The sequence below is a fragment of the Aminobacter sp. J41 genome (assembly GCF_000526635.1).
GTDB lineage: Bacteria > Pseudomonadota > Alphaproteobacteria > Rhizobiales > Rhizobiaceae > Aerobium.
Window position 1 is genome coordinate 1 of sequence record NZ_JAGL01000032.1, and the last position, 23,285, is coordinate 23,285.

The window sequence follows — 23,285 nt, forward strand, 5'->3', positions numbered from 1 at the left end:
TGGGCTTTCCGCATGGCCACCGCAAGACCACCACGCTCGTCGCTGGCCTGCGAATGACCGGCATGGTTGCGCCAATGGTGCTGGACGGACCGATCAACGGCGACTGGTTCGAAGCCTATGTCGCGCAGGTCCTGGTGCCCGAGCTGCGCCCCGGCGACGTGGTCATCATGGATAACCTCTCCAGCCACAAGCGGGCCGCCGTGAAGGACAGGATTGAAGCCGCCGGTGCAACCCTGCGCTTCCTCCCGCCATACAGCCCGGACTTCAATCCTATCGAGAAGGCCTTCTCGCGCCTCAAGGCCATGCTCCGAAAGATCGGTGAGCGAACCGTCAGCGGCCTCTGGGACCTGATCGGCAGACTCGTCGATATCTTCCAGCCCGACGAATGCGCAAACTACTTCAGCTCGTGCGGATATGACCCGGAATGATCGAAAACCGCTCTAGGCCGCTGCATCTCGATGAAGCAAGCGGCGCTGTTTGATGGTTTCGCTTTTGATCCTTTCCCTTTCCAGCGTGATGATATCGCCGCGCCCGAAGTAGACGTCGGCAGGGGTGAGATTGTCGAGGCTCTCGTGGTAGCGGCGGTGGTTGTAGTGATCGACGAACGCCGCGACCTGCTGCTCGAGATCACCCGGCAGGAGTAGTTTTCGAGCAGGATGCGGTTCTTCAACGTCTGGTGCCATCGCTCGATCTTGCCTTGGGTCTGAGGATGGCAGGGCGCCCCGCGGGTATGTTCCATGCCCTTGTCGGATAGCCATGCGGCCAGATCGGAAGAGACGTAAGAGGGGCCGTTGTCGGACAACGGCCGCGGCCGCTGCACCACCTTGGCGCTGTCGCAGCCAGAAGTCTGCAGCGCCATGGTCAGCGTGTCGGTGACGTCCTCGGCCTTCATCGTGGTGCACAGCTTACAGGCGATAATGTAGCGAGAGAAGTCGTCGAGCACGGTCGACAGGTAGAACCACCCCCAAACAAGGGGGCGGAAAAAGTGCCATCGAGGTCGGTCAGGGTTGATATGAGCGACTGCGCAGTGTTTTTGACACAGGACATTCCATATAGATTGGAGGCTAATGCTGAGCTGCACCTTCCGGCTCCGCTTCTCCTATTTCGGTCCCGCTGGCGTTGCCATCAAGCGCGCTAAACTTAACAGCCGGCGACATGCTGGATTGTCGTTCTGTGCTGACCAGACCATGCTAAACGGCAGTATCTGATCCGCAAGTTCCCGATAGGCTATCCCACGAAACTGCGCGCCAGTCGTCGCTTCGCTGGTCAGGGTCAGGCCTTGGCCGACCGCAACCAGCGACAAGATATTGTCTCTCCCGACCTGTTGGGTCTGAATCTCCACCTTACGGCCGACATCCGCGAGTCGCGCGACAAGATATTCGTGAATCTCCAGACCCGGCGCGCCGTCAGTCACGATGAACCGTTCGGAAGCCAAATCGGCCCAGCCGAGGTCGGGTTTGTTTGCCAGCGGATGATCGTCGGGTAACACCAGAAAGACGTTCTCGCACCACAGGTGCTCGGCTTCACAGCCATCCCAGACCGGCATTCCCGTTATGAATGCGACATCGAGATTGAGGTTGCGAACCGCAGCGACGTGTTCAGGCGGACTTCCGTCAATGATGTCGATCTTCACGTTCGGGTGGCGCTGCCCGTATGTTCGCAACAGGTCGAAGAGAAAACCCGATGCGAGGGACGAGAATATGCCCACCTTGATCAGCCCTTGCTCTGCCCGGCCGACCGCTGCCACCTTGGTCACCCCGATATCGATCTGACGAAGCGCATGGCGGGCGTTGCGCAGGAATTCCTGTCCGGCAACGGTCAATCGCACCCCGAAACACAGTGAAGGTGACCGCCAGTTCCCGTGGCGACAGCTCCGGCTCGTTCAACGCCAGCTCAATGATCTGATCGCGTTTCTCCTCGGGGATGCGGTTCCAGACCCGGTTCGGCCGGGGCCTGCGATCCTCCAGCGCATCGACACCGCCGGCCAGGAAACGGTCATACCAGCGATTGAAGGTCGAGCGCGGAATACCGAGTTTTTGCAGCGTGCGCCGCGCCGACAGATGCGGCTGCTCGACGAGCCGAATGATCTCCAGCTTCTCGGATGCGGGGTATCTCATTCGTCGTCGCCCCCATCCGCAATCATGCTTTTTTTAAGAATCCGCAGTTCCAGCGCCTGCTCGGCGACGACCTCCTTGAGATCGCGCGCCTCCTTGCGCAGAACCTTCACCTCGTCGCTGGTGGCGGCGCGCGCCGTATCCCCGGCAAGCCGCTTCTTGCCGGCTTCCAGGAATTCCTTCGACCAGGTGTAATAAAGGCTCTCCGCGATCCCCTCGCGCCGGCACAGCGTCGCGATCGACTCTTCGCCGCGCAAGCCCTCCAGCACGATGCGGATCTTCTCCTCGGCCGAATATTGCTTGCGGGTTGCGCGGCGGATGTCTTTGATGACCTGCTCTGCCGGCGCTTTCCCGGTTCCGGATTTCTGTCTCATCTTCGCTCCTTTGAAAGGCTACGATGAACCAGAAATCCTCCGTTCTCAGTTAAGCCGATTTGGTCCCATCAGTGCTGACGCCGGACAGGCAGGAATTCGGCGTCGATTCCACACCAACCTTCTTCGTGAATGGAGAGATGTACAAAGGCGTGCTGAGCGTCGAACGCTTCAGCGAGATCATCGATCCGCTGCTCGCGGCGGCTGGCCAGTAAGGGAGAGAGACGATGCGTAGACCAAACATTCGCTCCCTCGCTCTCACTCTCCTCCTGACCACGACATCTGGCGTTGCCATCGCCCAGGAAGGCGACGTCGTCGCCCGGGTCAACGGCCACGAAATTACAACAGGTTTCGCCGCAAATCCGCCAGTCATTGGAAGGCACAGCCGAACGGCAGATCATCAGCGGAATCCGGGCGGCAGCCGAAATCGAGAAGCTTGTGCCGGACGTCAATCCTCCTCAGCAGGATGACGGCCATGACCATTGATCGCCGTATTGTCAGCGGCGGGTTTCTGGCAGCCGTGGCGACGGCTTTTCTGCCGGCGTCCGCCAAAGCGCATCCCCATCCCACAACGCTGGAGCAGCGCTTCATGCCGCAAAGGGTCGCCAATCCATTCGCTTACCCAGCCGGCACGATCGTCGTCGCGCCCCGCGATCGGTATCTCTACCTTCTGGAAACCCCGGCCACGGCCCGCCGCTACGGCATCGGCGTCGGCAAAGCCGGGCTGGCATTCAAAGGCGAAGCGATCATCGAGCGCAAGGCGAAATGGCCCTCGTGGCGGCCAACGCCGAACATGATCAAGCGAGACCCGAAACGTTATGCGAAGTTCGCCGGTGGCGTGCCAGGCGGACCGGGGAATCCGCTCGGCTCGCGCGCGCTCTATCTCTACCGCGACGGCCGCGACACCCTCTACCGCATTCATGGCACGACGGAGCCCTGGACAATCGGTCAGGCCGTGTCAAACGGGTGCGTCCGAATGGTCAACGAGCATGTCGAAGAGCTTTTCGAGATCGTGCCTGTCGGCACGCGCGTCGTCGTGGTGTGATGAAACGCCAGGTGCTCGTCATCGGCGCGGGACAGGCCGGGCTTGCTGCTGGATATTATCTGGCAAAGAAAGGCATTCCTTTTACCATCGTCGATGCGAACGACCGTGTCGGCGATGTCTGGCGACAGCGTTACGACGGACTGACTCTTTTTACGTCCCGCCAGTTCAGCGCATTGCCGGGAATGGCTCTCCCTGGCAATCGCGAAACCTATCCTGATCGCGACGAATTCGCGGACTATCTCGAAACCTGGGCGGAGCATTTCGGCATGCCGCTGCGGCTCGGACAACGCGTGGTCCGCCTGACAAGGGCGGAAAGCGGCTTCGAAGCGCGCATGTCCGGTGACGAGGTGAGCCTTCCGCGCCGACAGAGCATCTCCCTCATCAACCAACATCAGCAAGTGTCCACTATCCCGACAGGTGGACACTATCTTCGTGTGATCGTCGCCGCACCGAAAGACGCCTCAGCCCGGACGCTTACCCTCCGTCGACCATTCCTCAGGTTGCACCGGAACATCGTGCCGCCCATTTGCGCGATTCAATGCAAGGGCCGTCCTGCACCCGCGCCTCTCCGTCGTGAACGGCGATCAGCGGCAGCGGCAGTTCAAAGACAGGCCGCCGGTGACCAGCACTGCCATGACGCCGATGGCGAATGTCAGATTTTAGCGGATGATCGCCGCCGTGCGGCGGGAAAGCCGGGCGCATCGGGAGTCTTCACCTCATCTCCTGGCAAAGAATTGTCATCTTGCCCTCTCGCGGTTCGGTGCGGGAGGGCAAGCAGAAACATCATTTATGGGTGTTGTCGTCGCAAACCACTGCTCGCCCAACGGCGTTATTCGCTGGTCTTGCCGTCGAAGTGTTCATGAGCGGCGTCGGCTTCAGCCTTGGTTGGATGAACGACACCGTCGACATGTTCGGGTGGGCTGTAGATCGTATAAAGCTTCAGCGGCTTATTGCCGGTGTTCTTGACGTTATGCCGCGCCCCGGCGGGTACGATCATGGCCATATCGGCTCTGATCCTGCTCACGTTGCCATCGATCAGGATTTCACCTTCGCCGTCCTCGACACGGAAGAACTGATCGCCGTCGTCGTGAACCTCTTCGCCGATCTCCTCGCCAGGCTGAAGCGTCATCAGCACGAGCTGCATATTTGTTGCCGTATAAAGAACACGGCGAAAATCCGTGTTTCCTTCGGTCAGTTCCTCGATGTCATCAACAAATCCACGCATGGTATGCTCCTTCTTCCAATTCATTTCACAAGTTTGGCTCGTTTCGTTGATCTCACTCAAATCCGCCCAATGAGACCTTCGCATATGGTCTTGTCGCCGATACGACTTCGGCGACAGTATCCTCAAGCTGTCGCTCCAGCAGCGGCGCGTCCACATCAAAGCGTCCGCCAGGAAATCGAGAATCGTCGACCTGTGCATTCACGCACGGAAGTCCCTTTGGTTTAGGCGGCAATTCCACCGCAGACCTCAATGTGGTCGCCCGATGAACCAGAACCAAGGCAGCGACCTGTGCATTCATGCAAGCCTGGCTTGCCGGTTTCGCCAATCGCAATGCGGGGTCAAACCCTTAGATCAATGAGGCGGGGGACACCCCTCCCCCATTATCGAAAGGAACCCGATCATGACCCACAAAACCATCCTTCGCAGCGACGAACTTTCCTGCCCCTCCTGCGTGCCGAAGATCGAGAAAGCGCTCAACGCCCTTCCGGGTGTGGCAAAGGCCGAGGTGCGCTTCAACACCGGCAAGATCGAGATTGAGCACGACCCCGCGCAAGCCAGCGTTGAAGCGCTTGTCGAGGCGGTGCGCGGAACCGGCTACGAGGCGCAACCTGCCGCCTTCTGATCGGCACTCCGCCTTTTTCGCCGCGCCGCGAGCCGGCGCGGCAGGCACGCTTTTCCGGCACGGATGAAGATGAAAGGAGCGATGAGATGAGCAATCTTGTCAGCAGGATCAAGAGCGCCTTCGTGCATCCGGCACGGCGGCGCTTCTGGCTGACGGTCAGCAGCGGCGGGTTGATCGCGGCCGGCCTTCTGGCGCGCTACGGCTTCGGCATGATCGAGGCATGGACGGCGCTGATGGTCGCGGCAGCTTTTCTTGCCGGTTCCGACATCGCCATCCGCGCCTGGCGCTCGCTGCGTGTAAAGCATTTCAGCATCGAACTGCTCGTCACCGTCGCGGCGGTCGGCGCGTTGTTTATCGGCGAGGTCTGGGAGTCGGCGGCCGTCACTTTCCTCTTCATTTTCGGTGGCTGGCTGGAGGCGCGCACCATGGGGCAGACCCGTGGCGCGCTGAAGGCATTGCTCGATGCCGCGCCCGCCACCGCGACCGTGCTGCGCGACGGCGATCCCGTCGAGGTGCCGGCGCATATGGTCCAGCTTGGCGAGACCGTGCTGGTCAGGGCCGGTCAACGCATCCCGGTGGATGGAGAGGTAACCGAAGGCGCCGCCGCCGTCAGCGAGGCGGCGATTACCGGTGAGCCGATGCCAGCCGAGAAAGCACCGGGCAGCCACGTTCATGCAGGAACGATCGCCGAGAACGGGTTGCTGCGCATCCGCGCCACCAATGTCGGCGCCGACACCACCCTTGCCCGCATCATTCAGCGCGTCGAGGAGGCGCAGGAGGAAAAGGCCCCGAGCCAGCGTATGATCGAGCGCTTTGCGCAATGGTACACGCCCTCGATCATCGGACTTGCGGTCGTCGCCTTCGCCGTGACGCAGGACATCCGTCTTGCGTTGACGCTGCTTGTCGTCGGCTGCCCCGGCGCGCTCGTCATCTCGACGCCGGTCTCCATCGTCGCCGGCATCGGCCGCGCGGCGCGCAGCGGCATCCTGATCAAGGGCGGCCAGCATCTGGAAAGTGCGGGCCGCATCGATACGCTGGCGCTCGACAAGACCGGCACGCTGACGGAAGGCAAGCCGCAGCTCGCCTCTATCGTCGCGCTCGGCGACATTGCCGAGGCCGAGTTGCTGCATCTGGCTGCGACCGCCGAGACCGGATCGACCCATCCGCTCGGCCGTCCCATCGTCGAGGCTGGCCGCAAGCAGGGGCCGCTTTCCACGCTCGAATCGCTGGAGGAACATGCCGGCATGGGCCTGAGCGCCCGCATCGACGGCCGCATCATCGCCGCCGGTAACCGGCGCCTCATGGACACGCTCGGCATTGCGCTGGGTCAGGAGGGCGAAGCCGCACTGGACCGCCTGCTGTCCAACGGCCAGACGCCGATCCTGGTGGCGCGTGACGGGCAGCTGATCGGGCTGCTGGGCATGTCTGACATGGCCCGTGAAGGCGCGGCGGAGGCCATCGCCCGGCTGCGCGACATCGGCATAGGCCGCGTGGTCATGCTGACCGGCGACCAGCATGGCGCCGCCGAAGCCATTGCCCGCGAGGTCGGCATCGACGAGGTTCATGCCGGGCTGATGCCCGAAGACAAGCTGGAGTTGATCCGGAAGATGAAGGCAGTGGCGCGCATGTCGCCATGGTCGGCGACGGCATCAACGACGCGCCAGCGCTTGCCGCCGCCGACACCTCGATCGCCATGGGCGCGGCCGGCAGCGACGTCGCCATCGAGACCGCCGACATCGCGCTCCTGAAAGACGATCTCGGCAAGATCCCCGAGGCGATGGCGATCTCGCGCGCGACGCTGGGCAATATGCGCCAGAACCTCATCATCGCGCTGGTGACGGTGGCCGGACTGCTGGCGGGCGTGTTTTCCGGCAATGTCCACATGGCGGGCGGCATGCTGGTCCACCAGCTTTCGGTGCTGATCGTCATCGCCAACGGCATGCGCCTGCTGCGCGTGCCAAAGGCCACCGCACCCGGCGGGCGGACCTCAAAAACAGCCACCGCCCGGCCTGCAACTGTGGCCGCGCGAGGCTGAAGCCTCCTCGCAGACCCCGCAGCGATGCGGGGTCTGTTGTTTTTGCGGCGCCAACCCTGTCTCATTGCTCGCAACCGCCAGAAAGGATCGAAATGAATACCAGGACCGCCCCGTGGAACGACGTTCTCGACTTCTGGTTTCCCGAAGGCCGCTCCTCACAGATAAAGGCTGAAACTCATCGCGATCACTGGTCGTGGCGGTTGCACGGCGGAGCGGATGACGCGATCGTCGAGCGCTTCGCCGACCTCACGAGGAGCGCAGCCTCAGGCGATCTCGACGACTGGGCCGACGAACCCGAAGGCAGGCTGGCGCTCATCATTGTGCTCGACCAGTTCTCACGCTCGCTGTGGCGCGGCACGCCGCGGGCTTTCGCGCAGGACCCTGCCGCACTGTCGCTGGCGATGGAGGGTTTCTCGAACGGCCACTATGCATCGCTGGGCATGCCCTGGTTCAGGATCGTCTACAGTCAGCCCCTTGGCCATTGCGAAGGCCCGGATCACCTTGAGCGCATCGATCTGCTCATCGGGCTTCGCGAAGAGATCGCGGCGGAAGCGTCCGCTTCCCTTCAACCGATATACCAGTCGCTGGTGAACCAGGCCGGTGATGTGCGCAAGGTCATCGCCGCTTTCGGCCGTCACCCGCACCGCAATCAGGTCCTCGGCCGAGAATCGACGCAGGCGGAAGACGCTTACATCGCCGGAGGCGATTTCCCGCACGACAGGGCGTTTCAGGCGTGACGCCTGGAGGCGAAACGCATCGCGGGTTGATGCTTTCGTCGGCTGCTCGGGTAGATTACGGTTGTTGCGTATTCATATTCTCTGGAAGGAAAACATCATGGCTGACACTTGGCTTCCCTCACTCAAGACAGCAACCCCGCAGGAGGGGTTCGACCCTGCCACCAAAATGGCGCGGGTGGGCGTCAAGGTGACCCAGCCGTCCGCCGAGATTCGCGACAAGCTGCGCGCGGCCTACGATCAGGACACCACGCAGCTGATCGCCTCCTCACAGGTGATCGCCATCCATTTCCAGACGGTGGCGGCCGCCAACAATTACTGGCGCGACTGACGCCCTCGCCTACGATTGACGCCAGGGCGTCAGTCGCGTCAGCGTTTCAGTCACAGTTTCAGTCCCCGCAACCGCAGCGCGTTGGCAATGACGCTGACCGACGACAGCGACATGGCGGCAGCCGCGATGATCGGTGACAGGAGCAGGCCGAAAGAAGGGTAAAGCACGCCTGCGGCAACCGGGATACCGGCGGCATTGTAGATGAAGGCGAAGAACAGGTTCTGGCGGATATTCGCCATCGTCGCCTCGGATAACCGCCGCGCCTTGACGATCCCCATCAGATCGCCCTTGAGCAGGGTGACGCCGGCGCTTTCGATGGCGACATCGGTGCCCGAGCCCATGGCGATGCCGACATCGGCGGCCGCCAGCGCCGGCGCGTCATTGACGCCGTCGCCCGCCATCGCCACCACTCGACCTTCCGCCTTGAGCCGGCTCACCACGGCGCTCTTTGCATCCGGCAGCACGTCGGCCTCGACCTCGTCGATGCCCAGTTGACGCGCGACGGCTTCGGCCGTGGTTTTATTGTCGCCGGTCAGCATGACGATGCGGATGCCTTCGCCATGCAGCGCGTTCAACGCCTCCTGCGTCGTCGCCTTGACCGGATCGGCAATGGCGAAGATGCCGCCCGCTTTACCCTCGATTCCGATATAGATCGCCGTCGCGCCATCGTGGCGCAAGGCGTCCGCCCGTTCGGCAAGGGCCGACGCATCGACACCATGCTCCTTGAGGAACGCCGCATTGCCGAGCACGATCGCCTTGCCCTCGACGGTGCCGAGGGCGCCCTTGCCGAGCGGAGAGTCGAAATCCACCACGGGCGGGACTTCGATACCCTTCTTCTCTGCCGCTTCCACGATCGCCAGCGCCAGCGGATGTTCCGACGCCTTCTCGACGCCGGCGGCAAGCCGCAGGATTTCCGCTTCCTCGAAGCCGTTTGCCGCAACCACCGCCGTCACCGACGGCTTGCCCTCGGTGAGCGTGCCGGTCTTGTCGACGACGAGCGTGTCGACCTTCTCCATATGTTCGAGCGCTTCGGCGTTCTTGATCAGGACGCCGGCGCTGGCGCCCTTGCCGACGCCGACCATGATCGACATGGGCGTCGCCAGCCCCAGGGCGCAGGGACAGGCGATGATCAGAACCGAAACGGCCACGACCAGCCCGTAGGCGAAGCGCGGCTCGGGACCCCAGATGCCCCAGACGATGAAGGCCAGAATCGCGATGACGATGACCAGCGGCACGAACCAGCCCGAGACCTGATCGGCCATGCGCTGGATCGGCGCGCGCGAGCGCTGCGCATCGGCGACCATCTGGACGATGCGCGACAGCATCGTGTCGCGGCCGACCTTTTCGGCGCGGATCACCAGCGCCCCGGTCTGATTCAGCGTGCCGCCGATGACCTGATCGCCCACAGTGCGGGTGACAGGCATGGATTCGCCGGTGACCATCGCTTCATCAAGCGAGGAGCGTCCGTCCTCGACGACGCCATCGACCGGCACGGTCTCGCCGGGCCGCACACGCAGCCTGTCGCCGAGGGCAACGTGCTCGACCGGAACGTCTTCCTCCACGCCATCGTCACCGACGCGCCGCGCCGTCTTCGGCGCCAGATCGAGAAGCGCCCTGATCGCGCCCGAGGTCTGCTCACGGGCGCGCAGTTCCAGCACCTGGCCAAGCAGCACCAGAACGGTGATGACCGCCGCCGCCTCGAAATAGACCGCGACCGTGCCATCTTCCGCGCGAAAGGCGGCGGGGAAAATACCCGGCGCAAGGGTGGCGACGATGCTGTAGGCCCAGGCGACGCCCGTGCCCATGGCGATCAGGGTGAACATGTTGAGGCTGCGATTGACCAGCGACGCCCAGGCGCGCTCAAAGAACGGCCATCCGCACCACAAAACCACCGGCGTCGCCAGAACGAGCTGAACCCAGATCGATATCCGCATCGGCACCAGATGATGCAGTGCGGGAATAAGGTGACTGCCCATTTCGAGCACGAAGACCGGAGCGGCGAGGACCAGCCCGATCCAGAAGCGCCGTGTCATGTCGGCGAGTTCCGGGCTGGGGCCGCTGTCGGCGGTCACCATCAACGGCTCCAGCGCCATGCCGCAGATCGGGCAGCTTCCCGGCCCATCCTGCCGGATCTCGGGATGCATCGGACAGGTCCAGATCGCGCCCTCGGGCGCGTCCGGAGCGGGCGCCGCGTCTCCTGCAAGATATCGGGCGGGGTCCGCCTTGAATTTCGCCTTGCAGGAAGCCGAGCAGAAATAGTGAGTGTGACCCTCATGGGTCAGGTGATGTTCCGCCGTCTGCGGATCGACCTCCATGCCGCAGACGGGGTCCTTCACAAGATGCGCATGACCCGAATGGTCATGATCATGCGAATGGTGCTGATGCTTACCGTGTCCGTTCATTCTCTAACCCGCCGCCTCACCTGAGCCTGGAAAATTCATCTTTTCGCTACAGTGCCGAACAGCGCGTTCAGCCCCTCGGCCATCGTCGGATGCGCAAGAATGGCGTCGCGCAGGACGCTGTAGGGCAACCGGCCGAGCATGGCTGCCTGCACCACGGCCATCACTTCCCCGGCCTCCGAACCGATCATGGCAAAGCCTGCGATCCGGTCCTGCGGATCGACCAGCGCCTTCACGAAGCCCGAGGTTTGCGAGGTCGTCCGCGTCCGCAGCACTGCCTTCATCGGCAGTTTCGCGACGCGCATATCAATTCCACTGGCGTGCGCTTCCGCTTCGCTCATGCCGATGCGGGCAAGCGGCGGGTCGATGAACATGCAATAGGGCATCAGCCGCCCTGTGGTCGTTCTGTCCCCACCATCGAGATTGTCCCGGATAATTCGGAAATCATCGAGCGATGCGTGGGTGAATTGCGGACTTCCCGCGCATTCTCCGATGGCCCATACGTCCCTTGCAGTCGTCTCCAGTCGATCGTTCACCTTGATGGTGCCGCGATCCGTCAGCGCAATGCCTGCCTCTTCAAGCCCTATGCCTTGCGTGTTGGGGGTGCGGCCGGCCGCGACCAGAATGTCCGTGCCCTCGATCGTTCTTGAACCGTCCGGCGTCCGAATGGTGGCGCGCACGCTTTCGCCCGACCGGCCCTCCACCTTCTCGACTTCGGCAGACAAAAGCACCTCTATGCCTTCCGCCTCCAGAATCCGCCGAACTTCTTCGGAAACATCCTCGTCCTCGCGCTTCAGCAGTCGCGGGCCACGGTCCACAATGGTGACGCGACTGCCGAAGCGCTGATAGGCCTGCGCCAGTTCAAGCCCGACATAGCCCCCGCCGAGAACGATCAGGTGGGCCGGCAACCGGTCCAGTTCGAGCGCTTCGATATGGGTGAGCGGCTTGGCTTCGGCCAGACCGGGGACGGGCGGAATGGTTGCATGCGTCCCAAGGTTGAGAAACAGCTTTTCAGCGACGAGCAGCCGCGTCCCGCCATCGTTCAGCGCGATCTCGACCGCGCTTGGCGCGACGAGGCGGGCGTTGCCCATGATGAGTTCCGCGCCCGTCGCCTCGTAGCGTTCCAGATGAAACGTCACGAGGCTTTTGACCATGGCGCGCTTGCGCTCCACAACCGTCTTCATGTCGACCGAGACGGGGCCGGTCGCAACGCCATACTCCCCGGCGTGGGCAACGGCATGGGCGATACCCGCGCTCCAGATCTCGTTCTTGCTTGGCAGGCAGTTGATGTTGGGGCACGAGCCGCCGATCCAGCGCCGCTCGATGACAGCCACCTTCTGGCCGGCTTGCGCCATATGCCAGGCGAGGTATTTGCCGCCTTCGCCACTGCCGATTACGACGGCGTCGTAGCGCTCCGCTTCCGTCATCAACTACGCATCCTTCAGCAACACCGCCCCTATCCAAGCGATGAAAATATGCCACCCGGCCCTCTATGCGGGATCATGTCATACTCTTGCGGGGTCGGAAAATTACTGTTGCTATTGCGAGCAGCCCCTTGAAGTAGCCTTACTGCCAGTTTCGGCGCCGTCGCATCATTTCTGGGCCGGGGCCTTAAAATGGGCCATGATCAGGGAGTGTAGTCGGTTTTGCCCTGGCTGTATTGTCCGAAAGGGAACATGCCGACTTGCGAAGGATTGGCCGACTTTCTGTAGGAGAAAATCATGTCTTTGAACGATAAAGTCATATTGGTAACCGGCGCTGGCCAGGGGATCGGACGCGGCATTGCGCTGCGGCTTGCAAAGGAAGGCGCCAACCTCGCGCTGGCCGATGTCAAGGCCGACAAGCTCGACTCCGTTCGCAAGGAAGTCGAAGCGCTCGGACGCAAGGCCACCACCGTTGTTGCCGATGTCAGCAAACGCGACGATGTCTACGCCGCTATCGACCATGCGGAAAAGCAACTCGGCGGGTTCGACGTCATCGTCAACAATGCCGGCATCGCTCAGGTCAAGCCGATCGCCGACGTCACGCCCGAGGACATGGACCTGATCTTCCGCATCAATGTCGACGGCGTGCTCTGGGGTATCCAGGCGGCTGCGAAGAAATTCAAGGATCGCGGACAGAAAGGCAAGATCATCAACGCCTGCTCGATCGCCGGACATGACGGTTTCGCCATGCTTGGCGTCTATTCGGCGACCAAGTTCGCCGTGCGGGCGCTAACGCAAGCCGCCGCCAAGGAATATGCCAGCGCGGGCATCACGGTGAACGCCTATTGCCCCGGCATCGTCGGCACCGACATGTGGGTGGAGATCGATGAGCGTTTTTCCGAGATCACTGGAACGCCGAAGGGCGAAACCTACAAGAAGTATGTCGAAGGCATCGCTTTGGGTCGCGCGCAGACACCGGAGGACGTGGCAGCGTTGGTCGCTTTCCTCGCGGGCGCCGATTCCGACTACATCACAGGACAGTCGATCCTGACCGATGGCGGTATCGTCTACCGATAAGGCCGCCTGCCAAATCGCGAATGTTCAGAAGCGGCCGCACCGGGAAACGGCCTTGTGAGAATTTCTCCCTTCAGCGGAATGGTTCCGTCTGGAAGAGCCGCGTTTTGTCGGAGAGAATTGTCCTCTTGTTCCTGGGCATGGCATCGCCGCCTTCGGCCGCCATTCGCACCACAGGTTCTTGACCGGCATTCGACGCCTACTGAAGAGCGGTCGGTTCCTCATCTACGCGCGTTTCGGGCGGGATTGCCGTCATCCAGTCAAACCCCTGACTGGTATGAAGGCTCTACCGAGCCGGCGTCGGGTTGGCGTCGCAGTGAGGTCGCACTGCGCGCCCGGATCGGGTCGGCGAGCAGCCTGAGGCCGTTCAGCACCACAAGAACCGTGCCGCCCTCATGCCCCACCACCGCGAGCGGCAGCGGCAGGGCGAAGAACAGGCTCGAGGCGACCAGAAGCAGCATCATGCCGATGGCGAAAGTCAGATTCTGACGGATGATCCGGCGGGTGCGGCGCGCCAACCGATGCGCCGCGGCAAGGCGGGCCATGTCCTCCGACAACAGCGCGACATCGGCTGCCTGCAAGGCGACGTCGCTGCCCGCTGCGCCCATGGCGATGCCGACATCGGCCCGCGCCAGCGCGGCGGCGTCGTTCACCCCGTCGCCGACAAAGGCCACCTTTCCATTCTTCGCCAGTTCGCCCACCAACCGGACCTTGTCTTCAGGCAGCAGATCGGCATGGACATCCTTTGCCTCCAGTCCGAGTTCCGCGGCGATCCGCAAGCCGACAGGGCGCCGGTCGCCGGTCATCATGGCAATAGTATCTACCCCAGCCGTCCTGAGCGCAGCCAGTCCGGCGGCCGAGGTCTCGCGCGGACGGTCGGCGACGGTGAGCGCACCATAGACCCGATCTCCCCGCCCCAGCCACACCACGGTCTGGCTACCATCCGTCAGTTTCACAAATTCCGGAGCATCCAGCGATGCGCCCATGCGCGCGGCCATGCGCGGATTGCCGGCCCAGAGCGGGCCCACGGCATCCTCCCCCGTAATCCCCTCACTTGGCACGGTTTCCACATCGCGCACCTCGGCGACGGTTATGCCTTTTTCGTCGATGTGGCGGCGGATCGCATCGGCAATTGGATGTTCGGAATGCGCCTCGAGACCGGCGATCAATGACAGGAACCGCTCTTCGGCCTGTGCTCCCGATTCCGACGCCATCACCTGCGTCACCTCGGCCTTGCCTGTGGTCAGCGTACCGGTCTTGTCGAAGGCGAAGATATCGACCTCGGCCAGCGTCTCCAGCGCCGCGCCGCCCTTGAACAGAACACCGCCGCGCGCGGCCGCCGCCAATGCCGAGAGGATCGCCGCCGGGACCGATATCACTACCGCGCAGGGGCTGGCCGCGACCAGCAGCGTCGCGGCGCGATAAAGCGCATCCTGCATTGTCCAGCCGAGTGCGAGGAATATAATGAGTGCCAGCACCGCGCCGGCCAGCACCGCGATGGTATAGCGCTGGCCGAACCAGGCGCTGAACCGTTCGGAAGGAGCGCGTGCGGCCTGAGCCTCGGTCACCAGTTCGATCATCCGCGCCACGGTGCTTTCCGCGACCGGACGGGTAACGCGGACGAGCAGCACGGCGTTGAGGTTCACCGTGGCCTCGAACACCTTTGCGCCGGGGCCCTTGCCGACCGGCATCGATTCGCCGGTGATCGTCGCCTCATCGAGCGAGCCTTCCCCTTCCGCCACCTCGCCATCGGCCGGCACACGCGCACCGGGGCGCAACACCACCAGGTCGCCGGCCACGAGATCGCCCACCGAAACTTCCGTGACGGTGCCGTCAGGAGCGCGCCTGAGCGCGGTGTCGGGACGCAGCGCCATCAGCGCCTCGACGGCATGGCGCGCCCGGCCCATCGCCCGCTGCTCCAACGTGGTCGAGAGGCTGAACAGCGTCAGCAGCACCGCCCCTTCGAGCGCAGCACCCACCGCGGCGGCGGCAAGGGCTGCCACGATCATCAGAAGATCGATGTCGAGAACCCGCTCGTGCCAGAGCGACGTCAGGGCTCGGACCCCGGTCGGCACACCACCGGCCAGATAGACCAGCACGAGACCGACCGGTCCCCAAAGACCGGGGATCAAAAAGGCATCGACAGTCGCAAGCGCCATCCCGGCAAGTGTGATGCCGGTCAATGCTGTCATAAAGCGGTCGGAAGAAAGGTCGATTTGCAATTTGTGTTCCTGGCTGTGCCGCGACGGCGGCAGTGGCTGGGGAAACCGGGCAGCGGTGCCCATGCAGGCTGGCGTTACATTGCCGGTCGATCAGGTTCCGTTATTCCTTTTCCATCACAGCATCGAGCTTACCTCCAGGACCGCACCGCCGGCAGCCCCGATCAGCACCACGAGCCAGGGCGGAAATTTCCAGCTCATCAGGGCCACGAAGCAGGTCAGCGCCAGCGCAAAGTCACGGGGCGAACCGACCGAGCTGGTCCAGAGCGGATCGTAGAGCGCGGCGCCCAGAATGCCGACCACCGCGGCATTGGCCCCTGCCATCGGCGCCCGCACGCCGGAGCGTGCGCGCAGCGTGTTCCAGAACGGCAGCGCGCCGACAAGCAGCAGGAAGCCCGGCAGGAAGATCGCAAAAAGGGCAAGCGTCGCGCCGGCGATCCCGTTCGGGCCGGGTTCGAGCAACATGCCGAGATAGGCGGCGAAGGTGAAGAGCGGCCCCGGCACCGCCTGGGCCGCGCCATAGCCGGCCAGGAACGCATCGGGCGTGACCCAGCCCGGGCGAACCACTTCGGCTTCCAGCAAAGGCAAGACCACATGGCCGCCGCCAAATACCAGCGCACCAGCGCGATAGAAGGCGTCGATCACCGCCAGCCCTTGCGCGGGAAACATCGCCGCCGCCAGCGGCAAGCCGAAGATCAGGATGAAGAACAGGGCCAGCGCGATTATTCCCGCCTGCCGCGAGACCGGAAAATGCAGCGCTTCACCCGGCGATCCGGCCGTGTCCCGGCAAAGCCAGAGCCCGGCGAACCCACCGAGCAGGATTGCACCCAACTGGCCCATGGCGCCCCCGATCAGCACCGCAATCAGGACGGCGGCGAGCGCGATGGTCTGGCGGGTGCGGTCGGGGCAAAGCGTGCGCGCCATGCCCCAGACTGCCTGCGCAACGATGGCCACCGCCACCAGTTTGAGCCCGTGCAATACCCCGGTGCCGAGCGGGCCTGAAATCGCCCCCGCTCCGAGCGCGAACAGCATCAGGAGCAGGGCGGAAGGCAAGGTAAAGGCGGCCCAGGCAGCCAGCGCACCCACCGGTCCGGCACGCTGCAAGCCCAGTGCGAAGCCGGCCTGGCTGGATGCTGGTCCCGGAAGGAATTGGCACAGTGCGACCAGATCGGCATAGCCACGATCGTCGATCCAGTCGCGGCGGGCAACGAATTCCTCGCGGAAATAGCCGAGATGCGCGATCGGCCCGCCAAACGAGGTCAGGCCCAGTTTTAGAAAAGCGGCCAGAACCTCGCCCGGTGTTCCGTGTTGTTGGCGCTGAGGCATAACATTCCGCGTGTCATTGGCGGGCATGATGTCTCCGTGATGTTCGCAATGCAGGGCTCGCGAGGCGCCTCGGGCAGGCGCGTGCGATCGTTGCCCCTATATTGGGACAATGGGACAGGCAGGTGACTGCGAAAGCACGCGCCTCGTCGTTCCATCGGCATCGCAAGTTGCGTCCACGGGACCGCACCCTGCAGGAGAGATATGGATGAATCATGCCATGCCCGTCCGGAGACCGCTCGCCTGCGGACGGCGGCCCTCCAGAAGATCAGCGTCATCGGCGAGCGCGTCAGCCATGAAATCCATGAAGGCACGGATACGGGCGGTGTTGCGCAGGTCCTCATGGGTCAGCAGCCACAGATCGAGCCGGAAATCTTCCGGAAACATGGCGATCCGGACAAGGTCGGGGGTGCGGTCGGCTACAGCGCAGGGCAACGGCGCAAGACCGATTCCGGACCTCGCCGCGGCAAGGGCGGCCGAGATCGAGTTGGTGCGATAGATCGGCCGCATTTTCGGCAGCCAATCCGCCAACTGATTGCCAATCGCTCCGTGCGACCGACCGAAACCGATCCAGTCGTTGTCGGCAAGATCGTCGTCGATTCCCTGAGCGGCACGGTCTGCCGAGGCATAGGCTCCGAATGCCAGCCGGCCGACGCGCCGGCCGACCAATATTTCCTGCGGCGTGTTGCCGATGCGCAGTGCGACATCGGCCTCGCGTCGGGTCAGGTCCAGGGGGCTGTCCGAAACGATCACCTCCAGTTCGATCCCCGGCTGCGCGGCATGGAAGGCCGCCAGATGCGGCGGCAATAACCCGGTCGCCAGCATATCGATGGCGGTGATGCGGATGAGCCCGCTCAGGCGCTGGTCCTGTCCTATCACCTGACGCGACAGGGCGATAATTTCCTCGTCGATCCGGATGGCGGTCTCCTGCATGGCCTCTCCGGCGCCCGTCAGCGCATAGCCGTCCGGCAACCGCTCGAAGAGCCGGACGCCCAGACGTTCCTCGAAGGCCCCGAGACGGCGAAACACGGTCGAGTGCATTACGCCAAGGCTGCGCGCTGCGCCCGACAGCGTGCCCGCCCGAGCCACAGCGAGAAAGAAGCGCAGATCGTCCCAGTTCTGGTTCTGTGCATCCATGAAGGATCACCCCTTCCAAGCCTGCTCCCATTGCCGGCAGCTTGTCGCCAACTTGCCGGCAACACCGCGCGTTCGCTTTGCCCCGTCAGAAAAGCTTGACCACGATGATTGCTCCACTTAAGTATGTGATTGCTCACTTACTAGGTACTTTATGCGAAAATCCGCGGAATTGCGCAAGGCCGAAATCGTCGCGGCCGTCCTCGATCTGGCCGATCGGATCGGGCCGGATCGGGTGACAACAGGTGCTGCCGCAGCGGCTGTGGGCGTAAGCCAGGCTGCTTTGTTCCGGCATTTCCCAACCAAGGATGCCATGTGGCTTGCGGTGGCGGATCATGTGGCCGGGGAGCTGTCGATAGCGTGGAGGCGGGCCCTGGCTGAGGCCGATGACCCTGTCGATCTGGTCAGGGCGCTGATGGGTGCGCAGTTGGGACAGATCGTGGCGACGCCGACGCTGCCTATGCTCCTGTTCTCCCGCGAACTGAATGTCGGCAATGAGGATCTGCGCGCCGCCTTTCGCGGCCTGTTGATGAAGTTTCAGGGGCTGATCGTGGCCGAACTGGCGCGCGGTCAAGCAGCCGGTTCCCTGCGCCGGGAAGTCGCCCCTGAGGACGCCGCCGTGCTTCTGACCTCGCTGGTGCAAGGCATGGCGATCCGCTGGTCGCTCGGCGCGCGCAACTTTTCCCTGATCGAGGAAGGGACCCGACTCCTTGACGTGCAATTGCGGCTTCTGGCCGCGAAGGAGGATTAGGCCATGGGGCGTCGGTGGATGTTCGGTGCGGCGGCGGTTCTGGTGCTGGGCGCGGGGGTGCTGTTCCTCACCGAGCGGCCGCTCACGGTCAGCGTGGTGCAACCAGAGCAGGATGTGGCCCTGCGCATCTACGGCCTTGGCTCGGTCGAGGCGCGGATCCTCAGCCGGGTCGGGTTCGAGGTTGGGGCTGCCCTGACCGCGCTGATCCGGGACAGCGGAATACGATGCCTGCGTGACAGATGGTGGATGCAGGCATCAGGACGGCCCCACCCCTGCCGCGGTGGACCTGCCCGTCACCGGCATCAACTACGCGGATGCGACTGCCTATGCCGCGTGGCTGTCGGAGCGGACAGGCGATGACTGGCGGTTGCCGAGCGACGAGGAATGGTCGTTCGCCGCTGCCGAACGTTTCGGCGACGACGCGCTCGGGCTGGTGGAGGATGATGGTTCGAACCCGGCGACGCGGTGGCTTGCCGCCTATCGCAGCCGCAGCGCACCGGACAGGAGCGTTGCTGTCAGGCCTCGCGGTCATTTCGGACAGAACAGCAAGGGGCTTCACGACGTGTCCGGCAGCCTGTGGGAATGGACCACGACCTGCTATGCCAGAAACAGGACAGACGCGGCAGGGCGGCACGCCGAAGCCACCGAGAACTGCGGTGTGCGTGTCATGGGCGGCAGGCACCGCAGCTACATGAGCTTCTTCATCAGCGACGGCAAGAGCGGGGGCTGCGCTGCCGGCATGGCGCCCGACAATCTCGGCTTCCGTCTGGTACGCGATGTAAAGCCCGGCCGGGCCGTAGCATTCGTAAGGCGTCTTCTGAACAGATCGACGGCCGGGTGATCCCGGCCGCAGTCACTTGGAGCTGCCTCTGCGCTCAGGCGGGTGCACGGCCGGGTTGGCGCTTTGCGACGCGGTGCCGCGTCAGCGCGCCAGCATAACACAGCACGAACCCCGCAAACGCCAGAACCCAAAACGTTGCGGCAGCGTGCAACAGCCATGTCGAACCAGGCATCAGGGCGGCGGCGAAGCGGAACGGCGTCGCCAGCACAATGGCGCAGAAGACCAAGACGGTTCCGCCGCCCGCATGAAGTTTACGTCCCGTATGGCCGAGCGTCGCGCGCGCCATCACCGCGAGTGTCATGGCGCCGATGGCACCGATGCCGAAGACGTGGATGCCCGCGACCGGCGGCAGGAGCGTGCTGTCGAGTGCCGCCAGCCCGGATATCAGCAACCCTGCCGGAACGAACAGATAGGCGACGTGGAGGATCAGCAACAACGGTTCCGACGCCGTGCGCCAGCCCGCCCAACGGCTCAGCCGCACGGCATTGAGGATGGCCGCAACGACCAGCAGCACGCCGCTCACCCATGCTTCGGGGCTGATGATCCAGCCAAGAAGCGCGATGGTGGAAACGACGATGACGGCGCCGTCGAAGCGGTTGAACGGAACCGGCAGACGACCCGGGTTTTCCCGAACCAGCCAGTTGCGGGTGAAGCTTGGAATGATGCGCCCACCGATGACCATGATGAGCACGAGGCCGGCAGCGAGGGCGAGATTGCGCGATGTTTCCGTGAGCCCGAAGAACCGTGCTTCGAGGTGGAAAAAGACATTGGCCGCGAACAGCGCGGTTACCGGGAGCAGAACCAGAAGATTGCGCCAGTTGCGGCCGGCGACGATCTCGATCAGCGCCGACACGGCCACAGCCAGCAGGAACGCGCTGTCGAGCACCATGGCGGCTGCCCAGCCGAGGTCTGCAGAGAACCAGACGGCAATCCGTCCTGCAAGCCACAATGCCACGAGGCCCGCCAAAGGCGCGCCGCGCACAGGCAGGCGACCGGTCCAGTTCGGAATTGCGGTGAGCAGGAACCCGGTCACGACGGCGGCAAGATAGCCGAACAGAAGCTCATGCGCATGCCAGTCGACGGGTGAAAGCAGGCTTCTCGTCTCCAGTCGGCCTGCAAGCATCGGCAGCCAGATGAGGATCGCCAGCGCTGCCCAGATGCTCCCAAATAGAAAGAACGGCCTGAAGCCATAGGACAGCAATGCGGGATAGGCCTCCCGTCGCGGCTGCGAAGATACCATGTCGACTGGTCCTGTCTTAAAGAGAACCGGGCGGGACACCCCTGCCCGCCCGGTCAAACTGCCGTCACGCCGTCAGTTCGCAGGCACAGCCGCGAGAAGCTGCTCGAAATGGGTCTTCGCCTTGCCTGGATGCTTGACCGCTTTCGCTTCCTCGAGATTGTTCGGTGCGCCGACCGCGATCAGCATCACCATGCCCATGCCGTAGTGCGGCGTGCATTTGACGCCGTAGACGCCTTCAGCCGTCACGTCGTACACGATCTCCTCGTTGATCTTGCCCTTGAAGGCGACAGCCCCTTCGGGAATCATGCCGTTGATGGTTTCGGCATTATGGGACTTGTGCGTCGGCACGAAGCGGATGGTGTCGCCGGGCTCGGCCTGAACGAAGTCCGGCTCGAACACCATGGCGCCCTTCGCGCCCTTGTTGAGCATCATGACTTCATGCTCGGCTGCGTAAGCTGTTCCCGTGAAGGCGACCGCTGTCGCGAGCGCAATCATTGCCAAGGTCCTGTTCATCATGCCGTCCTTTCCTGTGACAGTCTGATTTGTCTTCGGGACCAGTTCTACGCCCTGTGCGAATCCGCTTCATTGCGCTATCGCAAATGCAGGGCATCAAAATCCTGGGGAGGCCCCACTTGAACAGACTCGACCGTTCGCTGATTGCCGGGCTTCCCGCATTCGAGGGCCTGACGGCCGAAACGCTCGACACCGTGCTGGCGAGCGCGCGCTCGCTGCGGATCGAAAAGGATACCTCCGTCTTCGAACAGGATGAAGAGGCAAGCTCGTTCTTCATCCTGCTCGATGGCCGAGTCCGCGTCGTTAAACTGACGCCGGACGGTCAGCAGGTCATCGTTCGCTATATCGTCCCGGGCGAACTGCTTGGCATCGCGCAGGCGATTGGCCGCTCGACCTATCCGGCCAGCGCAATTGCAGTGACCGATTGCGTGGTGTTGGCCTGGCCGAGCAAGCTGTGGTCCGAGTTCGCGACCGCCCATCCGGGATTTGGGATGAACACCTACAAAACCGTCGGTACGCGGCTACAGGACGTCCAGACACAGGTGGTGGAAATGGCGACCGAGCAGGTCGAGCGGCGCGTAGCGCACGCCCTTCTCCGCCTCGTGCAGCAGTCGGGACGCAAGACCGACGAAGGACTGTTGATCGATTTTCCGATCTCGCGGCAGGACATCGCGGAAATGACCGGCACGACGCTGCACACCGTCAGTCGCCTGCTCTCCGCCTGGGAGGAAAAGGGGCTTGTCAAAAGCGGCCGTCAGCAGGTCACCGTAACCCAGCCGCACCGCCTGATGCTGCTGGCAGATGGACGTGTCGAGCGGGAATGAGCGCGATCTAAGGCGCAGAAAGCGAATCGGGGAGATCGCGCCGCGTGTCGGTACCGGCACTCCGCGTGATCGCAGCGCGCAAATCCGCACGCAAATCGACTTCGCCGATGTCATGCTCGCGGACCGCGTCGTCCACTGTGTGAAACGGCGCTATCGGACAACCGACGCACAGCAGCCCATGGTCGAGGATCGTGCGGATGGTTTCCGGCCAGCGCCGCATGATCTCGTCCATGCTCATGTCGTCGTGATATCGTCCGGTCATGCCACGGCTCCTCCATCGTCGGAACGGGAGAATGCACGACGGCGATGGCCCGCTTCTTTGCGCCGGGGCAACCAACGATCAGTTTTCAGTCAGGCGGGGTGGTGAGTGAAGGCAACCTCATGCTCGATCATGACACAGTCCTGCGTGACCACTGCGCGCCAGAGCCTGTTGCCGCACCTCAGTGACAGCCGCCAGCGGCCTTCGTCTTCCCCCTCACCGCGTTCGACACGACTGATGACGTGACCGCGCCGCATATGGTTCTGCAATTCGTCTTGCGACCAGCCGAAACCCTGCGCGACAAGGGCGGCAACGAGCGTGAAGTCGCCTGAAGCGTCCGACAGAACGAGTTCGCCCCCCGTCACAGGCTTTCCTCCAGGATCGGCTCTATCCGCATCGTGTCTTCCTTGCGGTTGAAGGCGATCGCCAGCCGGAAGGAGTGCGACACCCGCAAGGCGCGATCCATGAACAGCGTTGCCACCTCCGGCGGACAGACGCGCTGGACCGTCGAGCGAAACAGCTTGAGCCAGCGCCTGAAATGCTGCTCGCCCAGTTCGGGGATGGCGAGATGCGGCGGAAGGGGACGGCCATCGTAGCGGCCGGTGCGCAGCAGGGTCGACGACCAGAAATCGCACATCTTGGCGAGGTGATGCGGCCAGTCCGCGTCCGCGATGGCGTTGTTGAAGATCGGGCCGAGCAGATCGTCGCTGCGGATCTGGTCGTAGAAACCATGGACCACCGCGTGGATCATCGTTTCGTCGAGCACTTCCGGCAGGAGCTTTCCGTCGATGACGGGCGTTCGAACTG

General features: G+C 63.4%; 24 protein-coding genes and 3 pseudogenes. 13 read left to right on the forward strand and 14 right to left on the reverse strand.

The genetic code is table 11. From position 1 onward, the window contains the following. On the forward strand, positions 1-428 hold a 428-nt coding region (locus L630_RS0116765; RefSeq protein ID WP_024849389.1), incomplete at its 5' end, for an IS630 family transposase. A gap of 12 nt (positions 429-440) precedes the next feature. Here the strand turns inward: L630_RS0116765 and L630_RS23205 are convergent. The 3 genes and pseudogenes from L630_RS23205 to L630_RS22560 all read right to left on the reverse strand — a co-directional run. Further along, a pseudogene (locus L630_RS23205) lies at positions 441-985 on the reverse strand (DDE-type integrase/transposase/recombinase); the annotation flags it as partial. 114 nt (positions 986-1,099) lie between these two features. After that, entirely contained in the window at positions 1,100-1,822 is a 723-nt protein-coding gene (locus L630_RS0116775) for a LysR family substrate-binding domain-containing protein (RefSeq protein WP_024849390.1), read from the reverse strand. Positions 1,823-1,838: 16 nt separating this feature from the next. Beyond that, positions 1,839-2,488 (reverse strand): annotated as a pseudogene (locus L630_RS22560) (transposase); the annotation flags it as partial. Between the two features lie 92 nt (positions 2,489-2,580). Between L630_RS22560 and L630_RS22565 the strand changes: the two are divergent. From L630_RS22565 to L630_RS22570, 3 genes and pseudogenes are all read left to right on the forward strand, one after another. Next, positions 2,581-2,700, forward strand: a pseudogene (locus L630_RS22565) (thioredoxin domain-containing protein); the annotation flags it as partial. A 374-nt stretch (positions 2,701-3,074) separates the two neighbouring features. Then, a complete protein-coding gene (locus L630_RS0116795) occupies positions 3,075-3,530 on the forward strand; it encodes a L,D-transpeptidase (RefSeq protein WP_245263780.1) in 456 nt (151 codons plus the stop codon). After that, positions 3,530-4,393, forward strand: a complete 864-nt coding sequence (locus L630_RS22570) for an NAD(P)-binding domain-containing protein (RefSeq protein ID WP_084466163.1) — start codon at positions 3,530-3,532, stop codon at positions 4,391-4,393. Before L630_RS0116795 ends, L630_RS22570 begins: the two co-directional genes overlap by 1 nt. On the opposite strand, the gene L630_RS0116800 is transcribed toward L630_RS22570, so the two are convergent. After that, positions 4,360-4,755 (reverse strand): cupin domain-containing protein, encoded by a 396-nt coding sequence (locus L630_RS0116800; protein ID WP_024849393.1) that lies wholly within the window; start codon positions 4,753-4,755, stop codon positions 4,360-4,362. The genes L630_RS22570 and L630_RS0116800 overlap by 34 nt on opposite strands. A gap of 400 nt (positions 4,756-5,155) precedes the next feature. Between L630_RS0116800 and L630_RS0116805 the strand changes: the two genes are divergently transcribed. The 5 genes from L630_RS0116805 (at position 5,156) to L630_RS0116820 (ending at position 8,477) form a co-directional block, all read left to right on the forward strand. Further along, positions 5,156-5,377 carry a heavy-metal-associated domain-containing protein gene (locus tag L630_RS0116805; RefSeq protein ID WP_024849394.1) on the forward strand — a complete coding sequence of 74 codons (222 nt, stop codon included), beginning with the start codon at positions 5,156-5,158 and terminating at the stop codon, positions 5,375-5,377. An 86-nt stretch (positions 5,378-5,463) separates the two neighbouring features. Then, entirely contained in the window at positions 5,464-7,125 is a 1,662-nt protein-coding gene (locus L630_RS21665) for a cation-translocating P-type ATPase (RefSeq protein WP_348602339.1), read from the forward strand. Continuing rightward, entirely contained in the window at positions 7,011-7,412 is a 402-nt protein-coding gene (locus tag L630_RS23425) for a hypothetical protein (RefSeq protein WP_245263781.1), read from the forward strand. The genes L630_RS21665 and L630_RS23425 overlap by 115 nt, the downstream gene beginning before the upstream one ends. 92 nt (positions 7,413-7,504) lie before the next feature. Then, positions 7,505-8,149, forward strand: a complete 645-nt coding sequence (locus L630_RS0116815) for a DUF924 family protein (RefSeq protein ID WP_024849395.1) — start codon at positions 7,505-7,507, stop codon at positions 8,147-8,149. Between the two features lie 97 nt (positions 8,150-8,246). Then, positions 8,247-8,477, forward strand: a complete 231-nt coding sequence (locus L630_RS0116820; protein WP_024849396.1) for a hexameric tyrosine-coordinated heme protein — start codon at positions 8,247-8,249, stop codon at positions 8,475-8,477. A gap of 50 nt (positions 8,478-8,527) precedes the next feature. On the opposite strand, the gene L630_RS0116825 is transcribed toward L630_RS0116820, so the two are convergent. Together L630_RS0116825 and L630_RS0116835 are read right to left on the reverse strand one after the other, a co-directional pair. After that, the gene (locus L630_RS0116825; RefSeq protein ID WP_034330661.1) at positions 8,528-10,879 is read right to left on the reverse strand and encodes a heavy metal translocating P-type ATPase; all 2,352 of its coding nucleotides are present in this window, start codon (positions 10,877-10,879) and stop codon (positions 8,528-8,530) included. A gap of 35 nt (positions 10,880-10,914) precedes the next feature. Further along, the gene (locus tag L630_RS0116835; RefSeq protein ID WP_024849398.1) at positions 10,915-12,303 is read right to left on the reverse strand and encodes a mercuric reductase; all 1,389 of its coding nucleotides are present in this window, start codon (positions 12,301-12,303) and stop codon (positions 10,915-10,917) included. Between the two features lie 294 nt (positions 12,304-12,597). On the opposite strand from L630_RS0116835, the gene L630_RS0116840 reads away from it, so the two are divergent. After that, positions 12,598-13,377 carry an acetoin reductase gene (locus L630_RS0116840; RefSeq protein WP_024845343.1) on the forward strand — a complete coding sequence of 260 codons (780 nt, stop codon included), beginning with the start codon at positions 12,598-12,600 and terminating at the stop codon, positions 13,375-13,377. Positions 13,378-13,634: 257 nt separating this feature from the next. Here L630_RS0116840 and L630_RS0116845 read toward each other — a convergent pair whose 3' ends face one another. The 3 genes from L630_RS0116845 to L630_RS0116855 form a co-directional block, all read right to left on the reverse strand. Continuing rightward, positions 13,635-15,596, reverse strand: a complete 1,962-nt coding sequence (locus L630_RS0116845) for a cation-translocating P-type ATPase (protein ID WP_024849399.1) — start codon at positions 15,594-15,596, stop codon at positions 13,635-13,637. A gap of 114 nt (positions 15,597-15,710) precedes the next feature. Then, positions 15,711-16,946: a chromate efflux transporter gene (gene chrA, locus L630_RS0116850; RefSeq protein WP_024849400.1), complete on the reverse strand. Its 1,236-nt coding sequence runs from the start codon at positions 16,944-16,946 to the stop codon at positions 15,711-15,713. 183 nt (positions 16,947-17,129) lie between these two features. Further along, a complete protein-coding gene (locus tag L630_RS0116855; protein WP_024849401.1) occupies positions 17,130-18,053 on the reverse strand; it encodes a LysR family transcriptional regulator in 924 nt (307 codons plus the stop codon). Positions 18,054-18,204: 151 nt separating this feature from the next. Here L630_RS0116855 and L630_RS0116860 point away from each other — a divergent pair, with 151 nt between their 5' ends. Both L630_RS0116860 and L630_RS0116865 read left to right on the forward strand, forming a co-directional pair. Further along, a complete protein-coding gene (locus tag L630_RS0116860) occupies positions 18,205-18,801 on the forward strand; it encodes a TetR/AcrR family transcriptional regulator (protein ID WP_034330666.1) in 597 nt (198 codons plus the stop codon). Between the two features lie 232 nt (positions 18,802-19,033). Then, entirely contained in the window at positions 19,034-19,642 is a 609-nt protein-coding gene (locus L630_RS0116865) for an SUMF1/EgtB/PvdO family nonheme iron enzyme (RefSeq protein ID WP_024849403.1), read from the forward strand. A 34-nt stretch (positions 19,643-19,676) separates the two neighbouring features. On the opposite strand, the gene L630_RS0116870 is transcribed toward L630_RS0116865, so the two are convergent. Next, positions 19,677-20,882 carry an NnrS family protein gene (locus L630_RS0116870; protein ID WP_024849404.1) on the reverse strand — a complete coding sequence of 402 codons (1,206 nt, stop codon included), beginning with the start codon at positions 20,880-20,882 and terminating at the stop codon, positions 19,677-19,679. Positions 20,883-20,954: 72 nt separating this feature from the next. Continuing rightward, positions 20,955-21,395 (reverse strand): pseudoazurin, encoded by a 441-nt coding sequence (locus L630_RS0116875; protein WP_024849405.1) that lies wholly within the window; start codon positions 21,393-21,395, stop codon positions 20,955-20,957. A gap of 119 nt (positions 21,396-21,514) precedes the next feature. On the opposite strand from L630_RS0116875, the gene L630_RS0116880 reads away from it, so the two are divergent. Continuing rightward, positions 21,515-22,219 (forward strand): Crp/Fnr family transcriptional regulator, encoded by a 705-nt coding sequence (locus tag L630_RS0116880; RefSeq protein ID WP_024849406.1) that lies wholly within the window; start codon positions 21,515-21,517, stop codon positions 22,217-22,219. A 7-nt stretch (positions 22,220-22,226) separates the two neighbouring features. Here the strand turns inward: L630_RS0116880 and L630_RS0116885 are convergent, their stop codons facing one another. The 3 genes from L630_RS0116885 to L630_RS21670 all read right to left on the reverse strand — a co-directional run bounded on the left by L630_RS0116885 (position 22,227) and on the right by L630_RS21670 (position 23,229). Further along, positions 22,227-22,481: a DUF1858 domain-containing protein gene (locus L630_RS0116885; protein ID WP_024849407.1), complete on the reverse strand. Its 255-nt coding sequence runs from the start codon at positions 22,479-22,481 to the stop codon at positions 22,227-22,229. Positions 22,482-22,570: 89 nt separating this feature from the next. Next, entirely contained in the window at positions 22,571-22,843 is a 273-nt protein-coding gene (locus L630_RS0116890; RefSeq protein WP_024849408.1) for a DUF6522 family protein, read from the reverse strand. Beyond that, positions 22,840-23,229 carry a group III truncated hemoglobin gene (locus L630_RS21670; protein ID WP_051473326.1) on the reverse strand — a complete coding sequence of 130 codons (390 nt, stop codon included), beginning with the start codon at positions 23,227-23,229 and terminating at the stop codon, positions 22,840-22,842. The genes L630_RS0116890 and L630_RS21670 overlap by 4 nt, the downstream gene beginning before the upstream one ends. Positions 23,230-23,285 lie beyond the last annotated feature (56 nt).

What these genes read in the sequence shown, in the direction of transcription:
- L630_RS23425 (WP_245263781.1), top strand. Translation starts at nt 7,011, where the DNA reads ATGGTCGGCGACGGCATCAACGACGCGCCAGCGCTTGCCGCCGCCGAC.
- L630_RS0116870 (WP_024849404.1), bottom strand. Translation starts at nt 20,882, where the DNA reads ATGGTATCTTCGCAGCCGCGACGGGAGGCCTATCCCGCATTGCTGTCC.
- L630_RS0116800 (WP_024849393.1), bottom strand. Translation starts at nt 4,755, where the DNA reads ATGCGTGGATTTGTTGATGACATCGAGGAACTGACCGAAGGAAACACG.
- L630_RS21670 (WP_051473326.1), bottom strand. Translation starts at nt 23,229, where the DNA reads ATGATCCACGCGGTGGTCCATGGTTTCTACGACCAGATCCGCAGCGAC.
- L630_RS0116815 (WP_024849395.1), top strand. Translation starts at nt 7,505, where the DNA reads ATGAATACCAGGACCGCCCCGTGGAACGACGTTCTCGACTTCTGGTTT.
- L630_RS0116855 (WP_024849401.1), bottom strand. Translation starts at nt 18,053, where the DNA reads ATGGATGCACAGAACCAGAACTGGGACGATCTGCGCTTCTTTCTCGCT.
- chrA (WP_024849400.1), bottom strand. Translation starts at nt 16,946, where the DNA reads ATGCCCGCCAATGACACGCGGAATGTTATGCCTCAGCGCCAACAACAC.
- L630_RS0116860 (WP_034330666.1), top strand. Translation starts at nt 18,205, where the DNA reads ATGCGAAAATCCGCGGAATTGCGCAAGGCCGAAATCGTCGCGGCCGTC.
- L630_RS0116805 (WP_024849394.1), top strand. Translation starts at nt 5,156, where the DNA reads ATGACCCACAAAACCATCCTTCGCAGCGACGAACTTTCCTGCCCCTCC.
- L630_RS0116820 (WP_024849396.1), top strand. Translation starts at nt 8,247, where the DNA reads ATGGCTGACACTTGGCTTCCCTCACTCAAGACAGCAACCCCGCAGGAG.
- L630_RS0116825 (WP_034330661.1), bottom strand. Translation starts at nt 10,879, where the DNA reads ATGAACGGACACGGTAAGCATCAGCACCATTCGCATGATCATGACCAT.
- L630_RS22570 (WP_084466163.1), top strand. Translation starts at nt 3,530, where the DNA reads ATGAAACGCCAGGTGCTCGTCATCGGCGCGGGACAGGCCGGGCTTGCT.
- L630_RS0116875 (WP_024849405.1), bottom strand. Translation starts at nt 21,395, where the DNA reads ATGAACAGGACCTTGGCAATGATTGCGCTCGCGACAGCGGTCGCCTTC.
- L630_RS0116840 (WP_024845343.1), top strand. Translation starts at nt 12,598, where the DNA reads ATGTCTTTGAACGATAAAGTCATATTGGTAACCGGCGCTGGCCAGGGG.
- L630_RS0116835 (WP_024849398.1), bottom strand. Translation starts at nt 12,303, where the DNA reads ATGACGGAAGCGGAGCGCTACGACGCCGTCGTAATCGGCAGTGGCGAA.
- L630_RS0116795 (WP_245263780.1), top strand. Translation starts at nt 3,075, where the DNA reads ATGCCGCAAAGGGTCGCCAATCCATTCGCTTACCCAGCCGGCACGATC.
- L630_RS0116885 (WP_024849407.1), bottom strand. Translation starts at nt 22,481, where the DNA reads ATGACCGGACGATATCACGACGACATGAGCATGGACGAGATCATGCGG.
- L630_RS21665 (WP_348602339.1), top strand. Translation starts at nt 5,464, where the DNA reads ATGAGCAATCTTGTCAGCAGGATCAAGAGCGCCTTCGTGCATCCGGCA.